The sequence below is a fragment of the Puniceibacterium confluentis genome (assembly GCF_007923445.1).
Lineage (GTDB): Bacteria > Pseudomonadota > Alphaproteobacteria > Rhodobacterales > Rhodobacteraceae > Puniceibacterium > Puniceibacterium confluentis.
Genome location: NZ_VOJI01000035.1, coordinates 1 through 18,928, shown reverse-complemented (window position 1 = coordinate 18,928; position 18,928 = coordinate 1). Strand labels below are relative to the sequence as shown.

Annotated in this window: 16 protein-coding genes; 7 read left to right on the top strand and 9 right to left on the bottom strand. The window is 64.0% G+C overall.

What is annotated here, in order from left to right:
- Positions 1-97: 97 nt before the first annotated feature.
- On the top strand, positions 98-1,282 hold the full coding sequence (locus FOY53_RS20825) for a vWA domain-containing protein (protein ID WP_146592238.1): 1,185 nt from the start codon (positions 98-100) through the stop codon (positions 1,280-1,282).
- A 147-nt stretch (positions 1,283-1,429) separates the two neighbouring features.
- On the top strand, positions 1,430-2,608 hold the full coding sequence (locus FOY53_RS20820; protein ID WP_146592237.1) for an MFS transporter: 1,179 nt from the start codon (positions 1,430-1,432) through the stop codon (positions 2,606-2,608).
- A gap of 34 nt (positions 2,609-2,642) precedes the next feature.
- Here FOY53_RS20820 and FOY53_RS20815 read toward each other — a convergent pair whose 3' ends face one another.
- Complete coding sequence (locus tag FOY53_RS20815; protein WP_146592236.1) at positions 2,643-3,230, bottom strand: riboflavin synthase; 588 nt, start codon at positions 3,228-3,230, stop codon at positions 2,643-2,645.
- Positions 3,231-3,351: 121 nt separating this feature from the next.
- On the opposite strand from FOY53_RS20815, the gene FOY53_RS20810 reads away from it, so the two are divergent.
- The 3 genes from FOY53_RS20810 to FOY53_RS20800 all read left to right on the top strand — a co-directional run bounded on the left by FOY53_RS20810 (position 3,352) and on the right by FOY53_RS20800 (position 7,926).
- Positions 3,352-4,644: a capsule polysaccharide biogenesis protein gene (locus FOY53_RS20810; protein ID WP_146592235.1), complete on the top strand. Its 1,293-nt coding sequence runs from the start codon at positions 3,352-3,354 to the stop codon at positions 4,642-4,644.
- Positions 4,645-4,742: 98 nt separating this feature from the next.
- Positions 4,743-5,888, top strand: coding sequence for a polysaccharide biosynthesis/export family protein (locus FOY53_RS20805; protein WP_146592234.1), 1,146 nt, complete (start codon positions 4,743-4,745; stop codon positions 5,886-5,888).
- Between the two features lie 4 nt (positions 5,889-5,892).
- Positions 5,893-7,926 (top strand): capsule polysaccharide biogenesis protein, encoded by a 2,034-nt coding sequence (locus FOY53_RS20800; RefSeq protein WP_146592233.1) that lies wholly within the window; start codon positions 5,893-5,895, stop codon positions 7,924-7,926.
- A gap of 50 nt (positions 7,927-7,976) precedes the next feature.
- Here the strand turns inward: FOY53_RS20800 and ribD are convergent, their stop codons facing one another.
- The 4 genes from ribD to FOY53_RS20775 form a co-directional block, all read right to left on the bottom strand.
- Positions 7,977-9,086: a bifunctional diaminohydroxyphosphoribosylaminopyrimidine deaminase/5-amino-6-(5-phosphoribosylamino)uracil reductase RibD gene (gene ribD / locus FOY53_RS20795; protein WP_281289603.1), complete on the bottom strand. Its 1,110-nt coding sequence runs from the start codon at positions 9,084-9,086 to the stop codon at positions 7,977-7,979.
- A gap of 2 nt (positions 9,087-9,088) precedes the next feature.
- Entirely contained in the window at positions 9,089-9,556 is a 468-nt protein-coding gene (gene nrdR / locus FOY53_RS20790; RefSeq protein ID WP_146592231.1) for a transcriptional regulator NrdR, read from the bottom strand.
- 178 nt (positions 9,557-9,734) lie between these two features.
- On the bottom strand, positions 9,735-10,142 hold the full coding sequence (locus FOY53_RS20785) for a secondary thiamine-phosphate synthase enzyme YjbQ (RefSeq protein WP_146592230.1): 408 nt from the start codon (positions 10,140-10,142) through the stop codon (positions 9,735-9,737).
- Positions 10,143-10,770: 628 nt separating this feature from the next.
- Complete coding sequence (locus FOY53_RS20775; RefSeq protein WP_146592229.1) at positions 10,771-11,016, bottom strand: hypothetical protein; 246 nt, start codon at positions 11,014-11,016, stop codon at positions 10,771-10,773.
- A gap of 238 nt (positions 11,017-11,254) precedes the next feature.
- Between FOY53_RS20775 and FOY53_RS20770 the strand changes: the two genes are divergently transcribed.
- Positions 11,255-11,824, top strand: coding sequence for a DedA family protein (locus tag FOY53_RS20770; RefSeq protein ID WP_146592228.1), 570 nt, complete (start codon positions 11,255-11,257; stop codon positions 11,822-11,824).
- Between the two features lie 49 nt (positions 11,825-11,873).
- On the opposite strand, the gene rpoD is transcribed toward FOY53_RS20770, so the two are convergent.
- The 4 genes from rpoD to FOY53_RS20750 all read right to left on the bottom strand — a co-directional run bounded on the left by rpoD (position 11,874) and on the right by FOY53_RS20750 (position 18,358).
- On the bottom strand, positions 11,874-13,862 hold the full coding sequence (gene rpoD / locus FOY53_RS20765; RefSeq protein ID WP_146592227.1) for an RNA polymerase sigma factor RpoD: 1,989 nt from the start codon (positions 13,860-13,862) through the stop codon (positions 11,874-11,876).
- Between the two features lie 132 nt (positions 13,863-13,994).
- Positions 13,995-15,965, bottom strand: a complete 1,971-nt coding sequence (gene dnaG, locus FOY53_RS20760; RefSeq protein WP_146592226.1) for a DNA primase — start codon at positions 15,963-15,965, stop codon at positions 13,995-13,997.
- 237 nt (positions 15,966-16,202) lie between these two features.
- Positions 16,203-17,555 (bottom strand): sensor histidine kinase, encoded by a 1,353-nt coding sequence (locus FOY53_RS20755; RefSeq protein WP_146592225.1) that lies wholly within the window; start codon positions 17,553-17,555, stop codon positions 16,203-16,205.
- A gap of 2 nt (positions 17,556-17,557) precedes the next feature.
- On the bottom strand, positions 17,558-18,358 hold the full coding sequence (locus FOY53_RS20750; protein WP_146592224.1) for an alpha/beta fold hydrolase: 801 nt from the start codon (positions 18,356-18,358) through the stop codon (positions 17,558-17,560).
- 336 nt (positions 18,359-18,694) lie between these two features.
- Here FOY53_RS20750 and FOY53_RS20745 point away from each other — a divergent pair.
- The coding region (locus FOY53_RS20745; protein ID WP_186766695.1) for a transposase at positions 18,695-18,928 on the top strand (234 nt) is incomplete at its 3' end.

Below are 18,928 nucleotides of genomic sequence, written 5' to 3'. Positions count from 1 at the left end.
GAACGTCCACCGACGCGTCGGACTTCACGCTCCTGCCCGCGACTGTCGCGCGCAGATTCCCGTTCAGTTCCGCCGCGATCCGCGCTAGACACAGCGCATGTTTGTCCCCTTCTTCGAAAACCTGCGCAACGCCGCCGTGCCCGTGTCCCTGCGGGAATACCTCAGTTTTCTCGAGGGAATGCGCGCCGGGCTGGCCACATATGACCCGGAGGCGTTCTATTACCTTGCCCGGACGGCAATGGTAAAAGACGAACGCCACATCGACCGCTTTGACCGCGCCTTTGCGGCGAGCTTTGAAGGGCTCGACAAGATCCCGATGCAGGCGGTTATGGAGGCCGTCGACGTCCCGGCCGACTGGCTGAAAAAGATGGCCGAAAAGCACCTGACCGCCGAGGAAAAGGCCGAGATCGAGGCCCTGGGCGGGTTTGAGAAGCTGATGGAGACGTTGAAGGCGCGGCTAAAGGAACAGCAGGGACGTCATCAGGGGGGCAGCAAATGGGTCGGCACGGCCGGCACCTCGCCGTTCGGCGCCTATGGCTACAATCCCGAAGGCGTGCGCATCGGACAGGACGGCTCGCGGCATCAGCGTGCGGTCAAGGTCTGGGACCGGCGCGAATTCCGCAATCTCGACGACTCGGTCGAACTGGGCACCCGCAACATCAAGGTCGCCCTCAAACGGTTGCGAAAATGGGCGCGCGACGGCGCTGCCGACGAGCTGGATCTTGACGGCACCATCCGCGCCACCGCCGAACACGGCTATCTCGACGTGCAGACCCGACCCGAGCGGCGCAATGCGATCAAGGTGCTGCTGTTCCTTGACATCGGCGGCTCGATGGACCCGCATGTCAAGGTGGTCGAAGAGCTGTTCAGCGCCGCCCGCGCCGAGTTCAAGCACATGGAACATTTCTACTTTCACAACTGCCTTTACGAAGGCGTGTGGAAGGACAACCGCCGCCGCTGGGATGCGCAGCTGCCGACGGGCGAGATCCTGCGTACCTACGGGTCCGACTACAAGTGCATCTTTGTCGGCGACGCGTCGATGTCGCCTTATGAAATCGCCTACCCCGGCGGGGCCAATGAACACTGGAACGCCGAGGCCGGCGAGACCTGGCTGCGGCGCTGCCGCGCGCAGTGGCCCTCCAACGTCTGGATCAACCCGACCCCCGAACGGCACTGGCAATACACCCAGAGCATCAGCATGATCCGGGAAATCTTCGAAGACAGCATGGTGCCGATGACGCTGTCCGGTCTGGAACGGGCGATGAAGTCCTTGACGCGCTGAACGTCGGCCCCGGGCCGGTTCCTGCCGCCGTCGCGGCCTGTGCCTGCGCTTGCGGTCGCGAAGGCCGCACAGGCGGAAAATCCTGTGGTTCCCTTCGCCCGCATGCTCTGTCATTCAGGCAGCGACCCCACTTGAGCAGAGTTGCGCATGACCCGCCCGCTACCGCCCCTTGCGATGATCCTGCTGCTCTGGGCTGCCGGGCTTGGAGCTGCCGGGCAGTTTGCCAAGCTTTCCGTCGCCTTTCCGGCACTGCGCGATTCCTACCCCGAGGCCGGCGCGTCGCTGGGCTTTGCCGTGTCGCTGATCAGCTTTGTCGGCCTGATCCTGGGGCTTGTGGCCGGGATGATCGTCGCCCGGCTGGGATATCGCAAACTGCTTCTGGCCGGATTGCTGCTGGGCGCGGCGATGTCGGCGGTGCAGGCCGGCCTGCCGTCCTTTCCGGTGTTTCTGGCCTCGCGCCTGATCGAAGGACTGTCGCATCTGGTGATCGTTGTCGCCGCCCCCACCTTTATCGCCGAGCTGGCCCCCGACCGGCTGCGGGCCTCTGCGATGACGCTCTGGAGCACATTTTTCGGCGTCGCCTATGCGCTGGCGGCCTGGGGCGGGCTGCCGCTGATCGCGGCCTTCGGCCCGGGCGCGTTGTTTGGCCTGCATGCCGCCTATATGACGCTGATGGCCACGGTTCTGTGGCTGTATCTGCCCCGGCTCGATGTCCGGGCGGCGGCGACGTCTCTGGCTCCCGGCGCCCTGCTGCGCCAGCATCTGCGCATCTACAGCAACCCGCGTCTGAGCGCCGCCGCGTTGGGCTGGTTCTGCTATACACTGACCTTTGTGGCCTTGCTCACGGTTCTGCCACTGGTGCTGGGACCAGAGGCGCCGGGCTGGCTGCTGGGGGTTCTGCCGCTCACCTCGATCGCGATTTCACTGACACTGGTGGTGGCGCTGTTGCGGTTCGTGCCTGCGGTGCGGGTGGTGATGCTGGGCTTTGGCCTGTCGGCCATCGCCGTGGTGCTGATCTGGGCCCTCCCGGGCGCCATCTGGCCGGTGGTGGTCCTGTTCGCCGCCCTTGCCCCGGTGCAGGCGGCAAGCTTTGCAGCCATCCCGCAGCTTAACGCAGAACCGCAGGACCGGGCGCTTGCCAATGGTGCGGTGGCGCAGATGGGCAACCTTGGAAACCTCAGCGGCACACCGGTTCTGCTGGCCGTGCTTGGCGCCTTTGGCCCGTCCGGCGGGCTGGCGGTGGTGCTGGTCAGCTACCTGCTCGGCCTTGCACTGCACCTGATGACCGCGGCCGTCCGGGCACGGTCAGCCGTGCCACCGACATGAACCCAGCCATCCGAAGACGCCCCCGTCACGGGGCTCAGGACATCTCGGTCAGCCGGGCAACATAGCGCGCCAGCGTGTCGATCTCGAGGTTCACCCGGTCGCCCTCCTGCACATCCCCCCAGGTGGTCGCAACCTTGGTATGCGGGATAAAGTTGATGCCGAAATCGCAGCCATCCACCTCGTTCACTGTCAGCGACGTGCCGTTCAGCGCCACCGATCCCTTGGGCGCGATGAAGCGGGCCAGCGGTTTGGCGGCGCGCAGCACCACACGGGTGCTGTCGCCTTCCTGCCGCACCGAAATCACCTCGGCCTGACCGTCGACATGGCCGGAGACGATATGACCACCCAGTTCGTCGCCGACCTTCAGCGCGCGTTCCAGGTTGACGCGGTTCCCGACCGACCAGGCGGCAAGATTGGTCTTGCTCACGGTTTCTGCACTGATCTGCACGTCGAACCAGTCCCCGCCCAGCGCCACCACGGTCAGGCACACACCGTCACAGGCGATCGAGGCGCCGATGTCAATTGTTCCGGTGTCATAGCCGGTGGCGATCCGGGCGCGCAGATCGCCGCGCTGTTCCAGTTCCCGCACTTCGCCAATATCGCTGATGATCCCGGTAAACATCTGATCCCGAGCCTTTCCCCTGCGCAGGCGCCCAAGCACCGCGTCGTTTCCTGATGCGCCTTACTTTCGCCGGACTCGGGCGATAGACATGCATATTGTGAACAGTGGATAGTGCCCCCGCATGAGCAACGCAACCGGTCAGAAACGCACCTTTGTCTTCCTGCAGGGGCCGCATGGACCGTTCTTTCACCGGCTTGGCAAAATGCTGCGCAAGACCGGCGCCGCAGTCTGGCGCGTGGGATTCAATGCCGGGGACCGGGCGTTCTGGTTCCATCCGGAAAGCTATCTGCCCTACACCGGTTCCGCCGAGGACTGGGCGCCATATTTCAACCGGCTTCTGAACGACAAGGGCGTCACCGACATCGTGCTTTATGGCGATACGCGGCCGATTCACGCCCAGGCCGTGGCCGAGGCCAAGGCGCGCGGCATCACCGTACATGTCTTTGAAGAAGGCTACATGCGCCCGTATTGGGTCACCTATGAACGCGGCGGAGCCAACGGCCATTCACGGCTCATGCAGATGTCGGTTCCCGATATGCAGGAGGCGCTGAAGCTGTCGGACATGGAGGCGCCGCTGCCGCCGGCCCATTGGGGTGACATGCGCCACCACATCTTTTACGGCGCGCTGTATCATTGGTTCGTGATGTTCCGGAACGGTGACTACCGCAACTTCCGCCCGCACCGCGCGATCCCCGTCACGACGGAATTCCGCCTGTATATCAAACGGCTGCTGCTGATGCCTGCCTCGGCGCTGGACCGGATCATCGCCACGGCCCGCATCCGCTTTGGCGGCTTTCCGTATCATCTGGCTTTGTTGCAGCTGGAACACGACAGCTCGTTCCAGATGCATTCGCCCTTTGCGACCCTGCCCGAGTTTCTCGAACTGGTGATTGCCGGTTTTGCCAAGGGCGCGCCCGGGCATCATCATCTTGTGTTCAAGGCCCATCCGCTGGAAGACGGCCGCGTCAACGTGCGGCGCACGATCCGCGAACACGCCGCCAGACTGGGCGTCAGCGACCGGGTGCATTATGTGCGTGGCGGCAAGCTGGCGCAGCTTCTGAACGATGCGCGCACGGCGGTCACAGTGAACTCGACCGCCGGGCAGCAGGTGCTCTGGCGCGGCATCCCGCTCAAGGTGTTCGGGGATGCGGTCTATGCCAAACCCGAGTTTGTGTCGGATCAGCCGCTGGCGGAATTCTTTGGCGCCGCGTCGCGGCCCGACAACCGCGCCTACAAGGATTACCGCCGCTATCTGCTTGAAACCTCGCAGCTTCCCGGCGGGTATTATTCGGCCCGCGGCCGCCGCCAGTTGTTGCGCCAGGTGGTGGACATGATGCTGTCGCCCGATGATCCCTACGATGCCCTGCGGTCCGGCACCGCGGCCCCACGGCAACAGTTGCGCGTCGTGCGGTAAAGGCGGCGAATCGAACGTATGGCTTTTGCCCTCGGATTCCCGTAGCTTAAGAAAAAAATATCTGAGGCAGAATAATAACAGGTCGAGGAGACCGAGCAGTGAAACCCACTTCCTCCCGTTGGGCGAAGTCCGTCGCGCTTCTGGCTGCGGCGTCGATTCTGGCGTCCTGCGGCCTGCCGCGCGTTGGCCCGAACAAATCCGAAATCTTTGCTGGCTCGGTCCAGCGTCAGGGTGATGCCTTTGTCGTGACGGTGAATGATCGCGTGACCCGCGCCACCGCCATTGTCCCCTCACTCGGGTTTTCCGAAGCTTTCCAGAACGCCGGCCTGGTTGGCTCGGACGTGATCAACCCCGGCGATACCCTGGGCCTGACCATCTGGGAAAACGTCGACGACGGGCTTCTGGCCGGTGAGACCAGCAATTCGACCATCCTCGAAGAGGTGCAGGTCGATGGCTCGGGATTCATCTTTGTGCCCTACGCGGGCCGCATCAGGGCTGCCGGGAATTCGCCGGATGCAATCCGCCGCGTGATCACCGAACGCCTGGCCGACCAGACGCCCGATCCGCAGGTGCAGGTCCGCCGTCTCGCCGGTGACGGATCGACCGTGTCGCTTGTGGGTTCGGTCGGTGGGCAGGGCGTCTATGCGATCGAACGTCCCACCCGCACCCTTTCGGCAATGCTGGCGCGTGCCGGGGGGGTGACGATCCAGCCGGAAATCGCCCAGGTCACGGTTCTGCGCGGAGGTCAGCAGGGCAAGATCTGGTTCCAGGATCTGTACAAGAACCCGCGCATGGACATCCCGCTGCGCGGCGGCGACCGAATCCTGGTCGAGGAAGACACCCGTGCGTTTACCGCGCTTGGCGCCACCGGCACCCAGGCCCGGGTTCCGTTTGAATCCCAGACCCTGAGTGCGGTCGAGGCGATTGCCCAGGTCGGCGGTCTGCTGTCGGCAACGGCGGATCCGACCGGCGTGTTCATTTTCCGCAATGAACCGGCGGACATCGCCAATCAGGTGATGGGGCGCAGTGATCTGATCGGCGCGCAGCGGCTGGTCTATGTTCTCGACCTGACCGAACCCAATGGCATGTTCATGGCCCGCGACTTTGTGGTGCGCGATGGTGACACGCTTTATGTGACCGAAGCGCCCTTTGTGCAGTGGGACAAGACGATCGCCGCGCTGACAGGCTCGCTTTCGACAGTCGGAACGCTGGCCACGGTGTCGACCGCAGTCAGCGGAGGCTGAGACCATGCCCGGCGACGGGCCACTTCAGGACGCCGGGGGGCCCTCCACCCTCCGGCGTCTGTGCGTCTACAACGGCGGATTCCTGACCCAACCGCGTCTGCGCCGTATCCTGGCGCTCGCCGGCTACCGGGTCAGTCTGGGGCTGCCGCGCTCCGGCGATCTGGTGGGGGTCTGGGGCCAGTCCCCCACCGCCCACCGCGGCGAGACGATGGCCAGGCGCCACGGCGCGACGCTGGTGCGGATCGAGGACGGGTTTCTGCGCTCGCTGCTGCCCGGCCGCGACGGCGAGCCGCCGCTGGGGCTGATGGTCGACCACGCGGGCGTGCATTTCGACGGACGCAGCCCCTCCGTTCTGGAACAGCTGCTGGCGACGCATCCGCTGGACGACAGCGCCCTGCTGGACCGGGCGCGGGGCGCGATGGCCTGGATGGCCGAGGCCCATCTCAGCAAATATGCGGCTGTGGACCCGGCGCTGGAACCGCCCGATCCGGGTTATGTGCTGGTGATCGACCAGACCCGCGGCGATGCCTCTGTGACCGCGAGCCGGGCCGACCGGGCGCGGTTCCTGGAAATGCTGGTATTTGCGCAGGAAGAGCATCCCGGCTGCCGGGTCGTGATCAAGACCCACCCGGAAACCGCTCGCGGACACCGTGCCGGCCACTTCACCGCGGCCGATTGCAACGAGCGCATTTCGCTGCTGGACACGCCGCACTCGCCCTGGGCGCTGTTCGAGGGCGCCGTGGGTGTCTATACCGTGTCCTCCCAGATGGGGTTCGAGGCGATCCTCGCCGGCCACCGTCCCCGGGTCTTTGGCCAGCCGTTTTATGCCGGCTGGGGTCTGACCACCGACGAGGATCCGGTGCCGCGCCGCGAACGCAGGCTGACCCGGGCGCAGCTGTTCGCCGCCGCCATGATCCTCTACCCGAAATGGCATGATCCCTACCGCGACCGCCTGTGCGAGATCGAAACCGTGCTTGCCACGCTCGAGGCCCGCGCCCGCGCCTGGCGCGAGGACCGCCGGGGCTGGGTGGCCTGTGGCATGCGGATGTGGAAGCGCAAACCGCTGCAGGACTTTTTCGGCGCACACAGGCGCATGGTATTTGACAACGACCGGTCAAGGGCGGCGCGGCGTGCCGAAGACAGCGGGCGCGGGCTGATGGTCTGGGCGGGCAAAGCCGATCCCGGCGAGGCGGTCACCCGGGTCGAGGACGGCTTTCTGCGCTCGCGCGGCCTGGGCGCGGCGTTGATCCCGCCGCTGTCGCTGGTCTGCGACGACCTCGGCATCTATTATGATCCCGCCCGCGCGTCGCGGCTCGAATCCCTGATCAACGCCACGGACAGTCTGCGCCCCGATCAGATCCTGCGTGCCGGGGCGCTGATCCGGTATCTGACCCGCAGCGGGCTGACCAAGTACAACCTGTCGGGCGCGGTGCCGTCGCTGCCGTCCGGGCACCGCATTCTGGTCACCGGCCAGGTCGAGGACGACGCGTCGATCCTGCGCGGCTGCGCCGATATCCGCAGCAACCGGGCGCTGCTGGAAAGGGCGCGGGCCGACAACCCCGACGCGGTGATCCTGTGGAAACCCCACCCGGATGTCGAAGCCGGCCTGCGGACCGGCGCGGTGGACAGGCCGCAACGCTGGGCCGACGCGGTTCTGGGCGGGGTCGATATGGCGGCGCTGCTGTCCTGCGTCGACGAGGTCTGGACGCTGACATCGCTGGCCGGGTTCGAGGCGCTGCTGCGCGGCCGTGAGGTGGTGACGCTGGGGGTGCCGTTTTACGCCGGCTGGGGTCTGACCCGCGACCTGGGCCCGGTGCCGGCACGCCGCGCTGCGCGCCCCACGATCGAGGCATTGGTCCATGCCAGCCTGATTGCCTATCCACGCTACCGCGACCCGGTGACCGGCCTGCCCTGCCCGGTCGAAGTCGTGGCCCAGCGGCTGGCGGATGGCCAGGGACCGCGCCCCGGCCCTTTCAACCGGTCGCTGTCGAAGCTTCAGGGCCTCTTTGCCAGCCAGGCGAATTTGTGGCGGTCGTGACGCCTCTGGCCCGGTTGGTTATTTGAGTATTTGGAAAGAGAAGAAAGCAGTCAGCCCGGCGCGCGGTTCCAGCGGTGCAGGATGTCCTGTCCCACGGCGCGGGTTTCGGCAAGGGCGAAGCGCGGCGCCTTCGAGAGACGGCCGATGCCCATCGCACCGATCCCCGGTGTGCCTTCGGCACCGATGGCGACGCCGGCGGTGAAGCCGATCAGCGCATCCACCAGATCCGCCGCCAGCAGTGTCGCGGCAAGCGTGCCGCCGCCTTCGCAGAACACCCGTGTCAGACCGGCCTGGCCCAGCCCGCTCAGGACGGAGGCGGCGTCGACCTGACGGCCGGACAGGGCACAGGGAATGAGGGTCGCCCCCAGTCCGGACCAGGCCTTGCGGAGTTCCGGCGGCGCATCCGGCCCGTGGCAGATCCAGACCGGGACATCCCGCGCGCTGCGCGCCAGCTGGCTCATCAGCGGCAGGTCGATCAGCCGCGAAACCACGACGCGAACCGGCTGAGCCACCGCGCCGAACCCGCGCACCGTGAGGGCGGGGTCGTCGATCCGCGCCGTGCCGGCCCCGACCATCACCGCGTCATGTCGCGCGCGCATCCCGTGCACCATGTGGCGGGCCTCTTGCCCGGTGATCCACTGGCTGTCGCCGCTTGCGGTGGCGATGCGGCCGTCGAAACTGCTGGCCAGTTTCAGGGTGACAAACGGGCGGCCCTGTTGCGTGCGCAGGAAAAAGCCGGCATGGTCCTGCGCCGCCTCTTCGGCCAGAACCCCGGTGGTGACGGCGATGCCCGCGTCACGCAGCTGGGCAAATCCCCTGCCCGAGACGCGGGGATCGCTGTCCTGCACCGCCGCCACCACCCGCGCGACTCCGGCGGTGATCAGCGCCTGTGCGCAGGGCGGAGTCGCGCCGTGATGGGCACAGGGTTCCAGCGTCACATAGGCGGTGGCCCCGCGTGCCGCCGCCCCGGCCTGTGCCAATGCGACGGTTTCGGCATGCGGGCGCCCGCCGGGCCGGGTCCAGCCACGGCCGACAATGCGGTCGTTGGCCACGATCACGCAGCCCACCGCCGGATTGGGCCAGCACCGCCCCATGCCACGCCGCCCGAGGGCGAGAGCGTGGGCCATGTGGCGCTGATCCTGTCCGGGTGACGGCGGCACGCTCACTTTTCCGGAGGGGCCTCGGGCCGCAGTTCGCTCACGAACTTGTCAAAGTCGTCGGCAGCCTGGAAATTCTTGTAAACGCTGGCAAAACGCACGTAAGCCACGGTGTCGATCCGCGCCAGGGACTCCATCACGATCTCGCCGATCTGTTTGGACGGAATGTCGGTTTCCCCCATGCTTTCCAGCCGCCGCACGATGCCGCTGATCATCTGATCCATGCGCTCGGGTTCGATGGGGCGTTTTTGCAGCGCGATGCGGATCGAGCGTTCGAGCTTGTCGCGGTCAAAATCCTCGCGTCGGCCATTGGTCTTGATCACCACCAGATCGCGCAATTGCACCCGTTCGTAGGTGGTGAAGCGTCCGCCGCAGGCCGGACAGAACCGTCGCCTGCGGATCGAGACGTGATCCTCGGCCGGGCGTGAATCCTTGACCTGCGTATCGATATTTCCGCAAAACGGGCAGCGCATGTGCCGTCCCCCTCGTTCTTGTTCTGCCTCTGGAATGGGGTTGGTCCCCACTTATCCACAGCCACTATAGGAGTTCCGCCAGAATTTGGGTAGCGGGAAATTGCCACCCCCAGATGCTGCGCCTGCCGTGTCGTCACTTTGCTGAAAATCCGGTCCCGACAGCCCCGGGATGCGGGTCTCAGCGGCTCAGATGGGCCACCACCTGGCGCCGGTGCGGCACCGTGCGGTGTTCGAACAGGTAGATGCCCTGCCAGGTCCCGAGGGCCAGCGTGCCGTCACTGACCGGGATCGAAACCGACACCGGCAACAGGGCAGCCTTGATGTGACCGGGCATGTCGTCGGGGCCCTCATAGGTGTGGGTGAGGTAGGACATCGAGGCATCGGTCGTCGGCGGAACCAGTCGGTGGAAAAACGCCGCGAGGTCGGCGCGCACCTCGGGATCGGCGTTTTCCTGAACCAGCAGGCTGGCCGACGAATGGCGGATGAAAAGCGTCAGAAGCCCGGTGCCCCGCACCCACCCCGCCACGTCCCGGGTGAACTCATAGAGGCCGGGCCCCTCGGTCGAAAGCGTGAAGGTCGTCTGCATGTTTGCCATCTGTCCCAAAACCTCGCGCTGGTGGCATCGCCTGCGACGCCGGACCGTTGCGGCGCGGTGTCGGCCGGGGAATGCGCCCCTGAAGCAGATGACACCACAGTGGCGGCTGACAGCCAAGGGTTTCGATCCCGGCCTGCCGGAACTCCGGGACATTTTCGCTCCTGCTCGGATCAAGCGCCGGGAATTTCCGGACCGCTTCGGCAAATATCCGGGCGCCGGGCGGTCCGCCGCGCCCCTGCTGAACGCGATGCTGGCCAACCATTCCCTGGCAGAGCAGGTATCGTCAACGGTCTGGGTGGCGAGGTGGCGGACCACAGCACCGCAAAAGATCCGGCATGCAGGGCCGCTCGCGCGGATTGGCGACGGCTGGCCGACCTGTGAAGAGGCGCTGGAAGAGACAGGCACGACCAAACCGCACATATCCACAAGGGCGCCGATCACGGCTTTTTCATCGAGTTCACAGCCCGGCAGGTCAAAGCCGCCACCAACCCGGCTTGGGAGCGGACCCTGGGATTCTTCAATCGGTCTCTCGCGCCGAGTTCCTGCGCGAATCACAAAAGCCGCCCGGTTCCGGGCGGCTGGTCAGTCCTGTCGGCGCATTTCTGCGGGAGACGCCGGATCAGCGCACCACACAGGCAACCGAGGGCAGGTCTTCATTCACGCCGAAGAGGATGGGCGAGCCGTTGTCATAGACCGCCGGCATCTGGGAGACCTGCGCCAGGGTGTCTCGGCACTCGGCAAGCTTGTCGGCGGTGACTTCAATCTCGATGACAGTTGGACCACCCGCGTCAAGCGCCTCGGTTGCAGCCCAGGCAGCAGCTGCAAGAGTCATCATGGCGGCCGAGATGGCGATCAGTCGTGTCATATCGTATCTCCTTGCGTGTCAATAGAGTAACGCCCCGAGATGCCAAAAAGTTTCCCGCGCAAGCCAATAATCGCCAGCGCCCCGACAGACGCGGCCCGTAACACCGGTGGAAAATGACCGGGAATCGGGCAGTCCCACTTCGCGCGTCGCGGCGTTCAGGCGGCGAAGGACGGCTTTTTGCCGAAATCTGCCAATCGCACCTGTACCGCAGCGCCGCAGCGGCTAGGGTCTGACAAGAATGCTTGAACAGCTCATCACTCAATACGGTCTGATCGCGATTTACATCGGCTGCACGTTCGAGGGCGACACCGTCGCCATCGCCGGCGGGGTGCTGGCCCATCGCGGGTTGATGCCATTCTGGCCGGTGGTGTTTGCGGCCATCGGGGGCGGGTTGACCACGGACACCGTCACCTTCTGGCTGGGTCGGCGGTTCCGCGATCATCCGCGTGTGTTGCGTGCGGTGACACATCCGCTGGCGCAATGGCTGACGGCGAGGTTTCTGTCGCGCCCGCTGCTGCTGGCCTGCATTTTCCGGTTCATCCCCGGCGCGCGGACGATTGCACCGGTGATGCTTGCGACGGCGACCAATATACGCGGCATTCCCTATACAATCGCCACAGCGGTCTCAGCCTGTATCTGGGGCTTGCTGATGGTATCCGTGGGCACCGAAATCGGCGTGGTTCTGGCGCGGATTTTCGGCCATCTGACCCGGGTCGAGATGGTGCTGCTGGTGGCGCTGCTTGTGTTGTCGCTGTTCCTGCTGCGCGCGGTCTGGCGCTATTTCCGCGCGGATCCTCCCAAAACGTAAACGGGTCCGTGTTGACGGACCCGTTCAAACTTCGAGGTTGTGGCAAAGCTTATTGGTCGAGGAATGACCGCAGCTTGCGCGACCGGCTGGGGTGCTTGAGCTTGCGCAGCGCCTTGGCTTCGATCTGGCGGATACGTTCGCGGGTCACGCTGAACTGCTGGCCGACCTCTTCAAGCGTGTGGTCGGTGTTCATGCCGATGCCGAACCGCATCCGCAGCACACGTTCCTCACGCGGGGTGAGCGACGACAGCACGCGAGTGGTGGTTTCCTTCAGGTTCTCCTGAATGGCCGAATCCAGCGGCAGGACGGCGTTCTTGTCCTCGATGAAATCGCCAAGCTGGCTGTCTTCCTCGTCGCCGATGGGCGTTTCGAGAGAGATCGGCTCCTTGGCGATCTTCATCACCTTGCGGACCTTTTCCAGCGGCATCTGCAGCTTTTCGGCCAGTTCCTCGGGTGTCGGCTCGCGGCCGATCTCGTGCAGCATCTGGCGGCCGGTGCGCACCAGCTTGTTGATCGTCTCGATCATGTGCACCGGGATGCGGATGGTGCGGGCCTGATCGGCGATCGAGCGGGTGATTGCCTGACGGATCCACCAGGTCGCATAGGTCGAGAACTTGTAGCCGCGACGGTATTCGAACTTGTCCACCGCCTTCATCAGGCCGATGTTGCCTTCCTGAATGAGATCGAGGAACTGCAGCCCGCGGTTGGTGTACTTCTTGGCGATGGAGATCACGAGGCGCAGGTTGGCCTCGACCATTTCCTTTTTCGCCTGACGGGCCTCTTTCTCGCCCTTCTGGACCTGCTGCACGATGCGGCGGAATTCCGAAATGTCGAGACCGACGTACTGGCCGACCTGCGCCATGTCGGCCCGCAGCTCTTCGACCTTGTCCGCCGAGCGTTCGATGAACATCTGCCAGCCGCGCCCGGCCTTTTCGGCCATTCGCTCCATCCAGTTCGGATCCAGCTCGCGGCCCCGGTATTCGTCGACAAATTCGCGGCGGTTGATGCGCGCCTGATCCGCCAGCTTCACCATGGCCGAATCGATCGACATGATCCGCTTGTTGATGCCGTACAACTGGTCGATCAGCGCTTCGATCCGGTTGTTGTGCAGATGCAATTCGTTCACCAGCAACACGATTTCCGAACGCAGCTTCTGATAGCGGCCCTCGTCATCGGCACTGAAAGATCCGTCTTCGTTCAGCGTCGCCGAGATCCGGCTGTCCTGCATCGCGGCCAGCTCTTCGTAATCGCGTGCAATGATGTCGAGCGTTTCCAGAACCCGCGGCTTCAGCGCGGCCTCCATCGCGGCCAGCGACATGTTGGCCTGCTCGTCCTCTTCCTCGTCATCGTCACTGCTGATCGGATTGCCGTCAGCATCCAGTTCCTGTGCGCTTTCGCTCGACCGGGACGATTCGGAACTGACACCGGTGGCATCCACCACAGGCGATTCAAGTTCGCCGTCTTCGCCCAGCTGATTGCCGAATGTGGTCTCGAGGTCGATCACATCGCGCAGCAGAATGTCTTCGGACAGAAGTTCTTCGCGCCAGATGGTGATCGCCTGAAACGTCAGCGGGCTTTCGCACAGGCCCGCGATCATCGTGTTGCGCCCGGCCTCGATCCGCTTGGCGATGGCGATCTCGCCCTCGCGGCTCAGCAGTTCGACCGAACCCATCTCACGCAGGTACATCCGCACAGGATCGTCGGTGCGGTCCAGCTTTTCGCTTGTGCCCGACGACAGCGCGACGTCCTTGTTGGACGAGGCATCCACCAGATCGGTCGAGCCCTTGTCCTCGTCTTCGCCTTCTTCGTCGTCCTCGGTGACCTGAATGCCCATTTCCGACAGCATCGACATCACGTCCTCGATCTGGTCGGAACTGACCTGATCGGGGGGAAGCACTTCGTTCAGCTGATCATAGGTGATGTAGCCACGTTCCCGCGCATCAGCGATCATCTTTTTGACGGCGGCCTGGCTCATGTCCAGAGAGACTTCGTCGTCCTGGACTTCCGGCTTGGCGTCGTCGTTGTCTTTGGCTGCCATATGGTGCTCCTGTCAGGGACGAAGATAGGGGGCGCAGATGCGGCGCAGTGATTCGCTTAAACCGAATCAATAGCGCGGTATACTGATTCGCACACCCGTCTACCCTGATTTCTTTACTAGTTCCTCACCAAACTAGTGAGATTTCCTTGGTTTGCCACCACGTGTGACATCTATTGATTCGAACAGCGCCCGGCTGCGCTGCAACTGCTCCGCATCGAGCTGCACTCCGTTTTCGGCCGTGACGTAGTCGGCACTGTCTTCCTGCTGCGCCCGTTCGGCAAAAGAGCGTGCCTCTGCCGCCTGCCCCAGGCGCCAGGTGACGGATTCATCTGCAAGGTCTCCCTGCAGATCCTCGACCCCCTCGGCAATGCCCAGAACCTGCCGCCGATGCGCCTCCAGCTTGGCCAGCTCCTCTGCCACTGTCATCCGTGCCAGCTCGGTGTTGCCCGGATTGCGCACGCAGGGCGTGATCGCTACGTGGCGTGCCGCAAACAAGGTTTCAAGGGCCTGACCTCCGATTGCCTGTTCTGCGTGATGGCGCACGGCATCCGCAGGCTGGCCCAAGGACCGCAGCAGACAGTCGCGCAGATCGCGATGCATCGGATCACTGCAGGGCATCGCTTCGAGCTGCGGCTCGAATGCCTCCACCAGTTCGGGCGCCGACAGCAACGCCGCAAGGATCACAGCCTCGCGCAACTGAACCTGAGCCTGCTCGTCGGCCGACACCAGAAGCGAGGCTTTGGCACTGGCGCTTGGCGGCTGCGGTGCGTTCCACGCGTTTTTGCCCCAACCCGCCGGACCGCGCGGTTTTGTCGGGCGCTGCCGGAACAGGGTCCAGCGCAACTGCTTGATATCCTCGCCGTAGTGACTGCGCAGGCTCGGATCCGGAATCTGCTTGATGCGGTCGCGCAGCACCTTGTCCAGCGCCGCCTTGCGCTCCGGGCTGTCAAACACCCGGCCTTCGGTTTCGCGCTGCCACAGCAGCCGGACCATGGGCATCGCATTGCTTAGTACCTTCTGCACCCCCCCTGCCCCCTCGGCGCGGATCAGGTCATCGGGATCCTTGCCCTCCGGCATCAGGGCAAAACGCAGAGACTTGCCCGCCTCCAGCAATGGCAGTGCCGTGTCAATGACCCGGTAGGCGGCCCGCAGACCGGCCGTGTCGCCATCCAGCGCCATCACCGGCTCGTCCGAAATCCGCCAGAGAAGCTGGAGCTGCGTCTCGGTCACCGCCGTACCCAGTGGCGCGACCGCTGCCCCGAAACCGGCCTCGACCAGGGCAATCACATCCATATAGCCTTCGGCCACGATCAGCGGCTGCCCCTTGCCCGCCGCTGCCCGGGCAGGTCCGTGGTTGTACAGGTTGCGCCCCTTGTCAAACAACTCCGTCTCGGGCGAATTCAGGTACTTGGCGGTGTCGTCGGGGTCCATCGCCCGGCCACCGAACGCGATGCAGCGGTCACGGGCATCGCGGATCGGGAAAATGATCCGGTTGCGGAAAACGTCATAGGGCTTGCCACCCTTCTGCGACGCCCTGGCCAGTCCGGCACCGAAGATGAGGTCCTCTGCCACCCCCCTGCCGCGCAGATGGTCCCACAGCGACTGCCATCCGTCGGGCGCGAAACCGATACCGAATTTGTCGCGGGTTGCCTGCGCCATGGCCCGGCCGTCCAGATAGGCGCGCGCCGCGCCGCCCGCGCCGGTCTTCAACTGCAGCGCAAAATAGTTTGCGGCCATCTCCATGACCTCGACCAGCAGCGTGCGCCGGTCGGCCTTCACCTGTGCCTGCGGATCGCGTTCCGGCATCGGCATTCCTGCCTCGGACGCCAGAATCTTGATCGCCTCCATGAAGTCGACATTCTCGGTCTCGCGGACAAAGGCGATGGCGTCTCCCTTGGCATGACAGCCAAAGCAATAGTAGAATCCTTTGCGGTCATCTACATGAAAAGACGCGCTTTTTTCCTGATGAAAGGGACAGGGCGCCCACATGTCGCCCTTGCCCTGGTTGGATTTGCGCGTGTCCCACATGACTTTGCGCCCCACGACCTGGGACAGGCTCGTGCGGGTGCGAAGTTCGTCAAGAAAACCAGGGGGCAGACTCATACCCTATTATCCCAAGCGCCCGCAGCAGAGTCCAGCGGCGCCGCAGCCCGGCACAGCGGCAACGACCGGCCCCGTTCAACAGGGCGTTCCGATCCGGCACGAAGGTTCACAGCTGGCCAGTCCCGGCGTCCGGTGACCAGGATCGACGAGGGCTGTGTGATCACCCCGGCCAGGACACACAAAGACGGCTGCGAAACCCCGCGACCGCCTTGCCGCCGCAACGTCGGTCCGCGCTCTTCACATTTGACCGCGAAAACTGAACTTGAGCCCTTCCGGGAGGAAATCCATCTTGGTCTCGCCCTTGAACTCGGCTGTCAGCAATTTTTCGATCATTATTGACCCGAAGCCGCTTCTGTCCGGCGGTTTGGTTGCGGGCCCCCCGGTTTCGGTCCAGGTGAGCGACAGCCGGGTGTTTTCCGGCCCGTCCTGCGACCAGCGTATCGAAACCCTGCCGTGGTCGTCGGAAAATGCGCCGTATTTCAGTGCGTTTGTCATCAGTTCGTGAAACGCCATCGAAAGGCTTTTGAAATGGTTGGGGTTCAGCATTACCTTTGGCCCGTCAAAGGTGATCCGTCCGGGGTCGTCCAACTGCGCCTGCAACGGCTTGATAAGCTCGGACATCTCGGCATTCTGCCAATAGTTGGATGTCAGGATGTCGTGTGACGCTGCAACGCTCTGCAAACGCTCGATCAGTTTTTGACGCTCTTCCCGGACTTCCGGCCGACGAAGCGATTGCCTGATCAGCCCCGACACAACCGCGAGCGTGTTCTTGACCCGGTGGTTCAGTTCCTGAACCATAAGATCAAGCCGCGTACGGTCGAGGACCTGGCGGGTGACGTCCCTCAATATGATCGAATAATCAGACGCGGCGAATGGATCTACCCTGTTCACGATCTCTCCGACCGAAATATTCAGGTGTATCTCGGCGTCGATCTGCGCCTCGAATTGATGCTCCCCTTTCCGGGTGATCTCCTCTTTCGCATCCTGGAACCAGGTGTTCGCGGTGTTGTCCAAGGCCACAACCTCGGTGATCGACTTCCCCTCAGGTGCGGCACCTTTCCGCCGGAATATGGCCTCGGCTGCCGCGTTCCACCGCTTCAGGCGACCTTCATGATCTACCCGAACGATGCCCACGGTGGCGTTTTTCACTATGGCCGCGAGTTCCTCGGCCTCGGAACGGGCCTCTTGAAGTGTCGTTTCGAACCGAAGCCGTTCGGTCGCGTCGAAAAAGACGAAGTCCATTCGTTCGGGGATTGTGCCGGCCGACGGGCGAAACTTCACATTCATCAGAACCGGTCGGCCTGGTTTGCCGTCCTGCCCGGCGAGATGGCAGGAAATCTCGCGCGCAAATCCCTGAAGCTGGATCATCGGCAGAATCTGCGCGTCGAAGTACAGTCCGCTGGATTTGGCAAAGACGTCCAGAAACGTGAACCCGTCGGCAGGCAGGCCGGTCTCGTACCCCAGCCACCGCGCCAGCGTCAGGTTGGCATAGATGATCTTGCCGTTCGGGCCGGCTGACAGAAAACCGCAGGGCGCATCATCTATCAGTCCCGCACTCAACGCAGCCGCGACAAAGGAAGACCGCGCCACGTCTATTTCATCGCCGTCAGGCAGTCGCGGATTGCGGCGGTCGTTGCCTCGGGTTCCGTCATGTGCGGACAGTGGCCGCTGGCCTGGATGATCTTCAGCGTGCCATGCTTCATGTTTTCGGCCAGCCAGGCCCCAACGTCGACCGGCGCCAGCGCATCGTGCGAACATTGAATGATGACGGCCGCGGTCTCGACCTGTTTCATGTCTTCGCGGTGATCCGCCAGAAAGACGAGGCGCCCGAAATGTTTCGCGATGGCCGGATCGGTGCGGCAAAAGCTCTGGGTCAGCTCGACGGCGGTTTCGCTGTCCTGTCCGTCGCCCGCAATCGTCGGCATCACCTGGCTGGTCCAGCCAAGGAAATTTTCGTCCATCAGGGTAACCAGACCTTCCAGCGTTTCCCGGTCAAACCCGCCGATATAGGACTCATCGTTCAGGTAGCAGGGCGAAGGTGCGACAAGGGCAAGCGCCGAAATGCGCTCCGGGCAACGCAGCGACGCCAGGCTGGCGATCGTCGCGCCGACGGAATGCCCGATCACCACAGCGCCGGTCACGTCGAGCGCCTCAAGGAGGGCGACCAGATCATCCGCGTGCCGGTTCAATGTCCGGTACTCACTGAAATCGTAGGCGTCCAGGTTGGAGTGGCCCATTCCGGTCAGATCGTACAGCACCACACGGTTGGTCTGCTCGAAATGCGGCGCCACATAGCGCCACATGCTCTGATCGCAGCCGTATCCATGAACAAAAACCAGGGTCCGGTCACCGCCGCCGGATATGCTGACATTGTTTCGTTCGAGAATTGTCATAGTCGAGTTTCAACCATCAGTTGCAACACACGCTCAGATCCGAATTTCGGCTGTTTCCCACCATACGTACAGGTCCGGTTCCAGTCGAATCAAGGGGTAACTCGGCGCAAGTGGCCCCGGTGCCCCCGGTTGGATTTGGGCCAGGGCGATACCGCGCTTCTCAACCCAAGTCAGTAGCTTGTGGCCGATATACTCGGGACCGATATCCGCGCCATGGTGCAGGCGGAAGTCGAGGCCGCAGAACGCGCGGTCACGGCCGGAGTTTCCGAGGGAGTTGTTGCACAAGTCTGACGACGGAGGATTCACTTCGTGAATCCATGCCGTTAGACGCGCGGTATGAGCAAGCCATCTCCCATCCGCTATTGCACGACGAACTGGTCCAGCTACAACGCATCGCTGCGGAAGAGGGGATCGCTGCTGATCCGGGTCGACAGGGACATGACCTGGCGCGCGCCACGTGACTGGCGACCCGGACGGCCAGCGGTGTTTTCCGATGCGGCTATCCAGTTCTGCCTGTCGATCAAGATCCTGTTCAAGCTGCCGCTGCGCCAGACCGCTGGCATGGTGGCG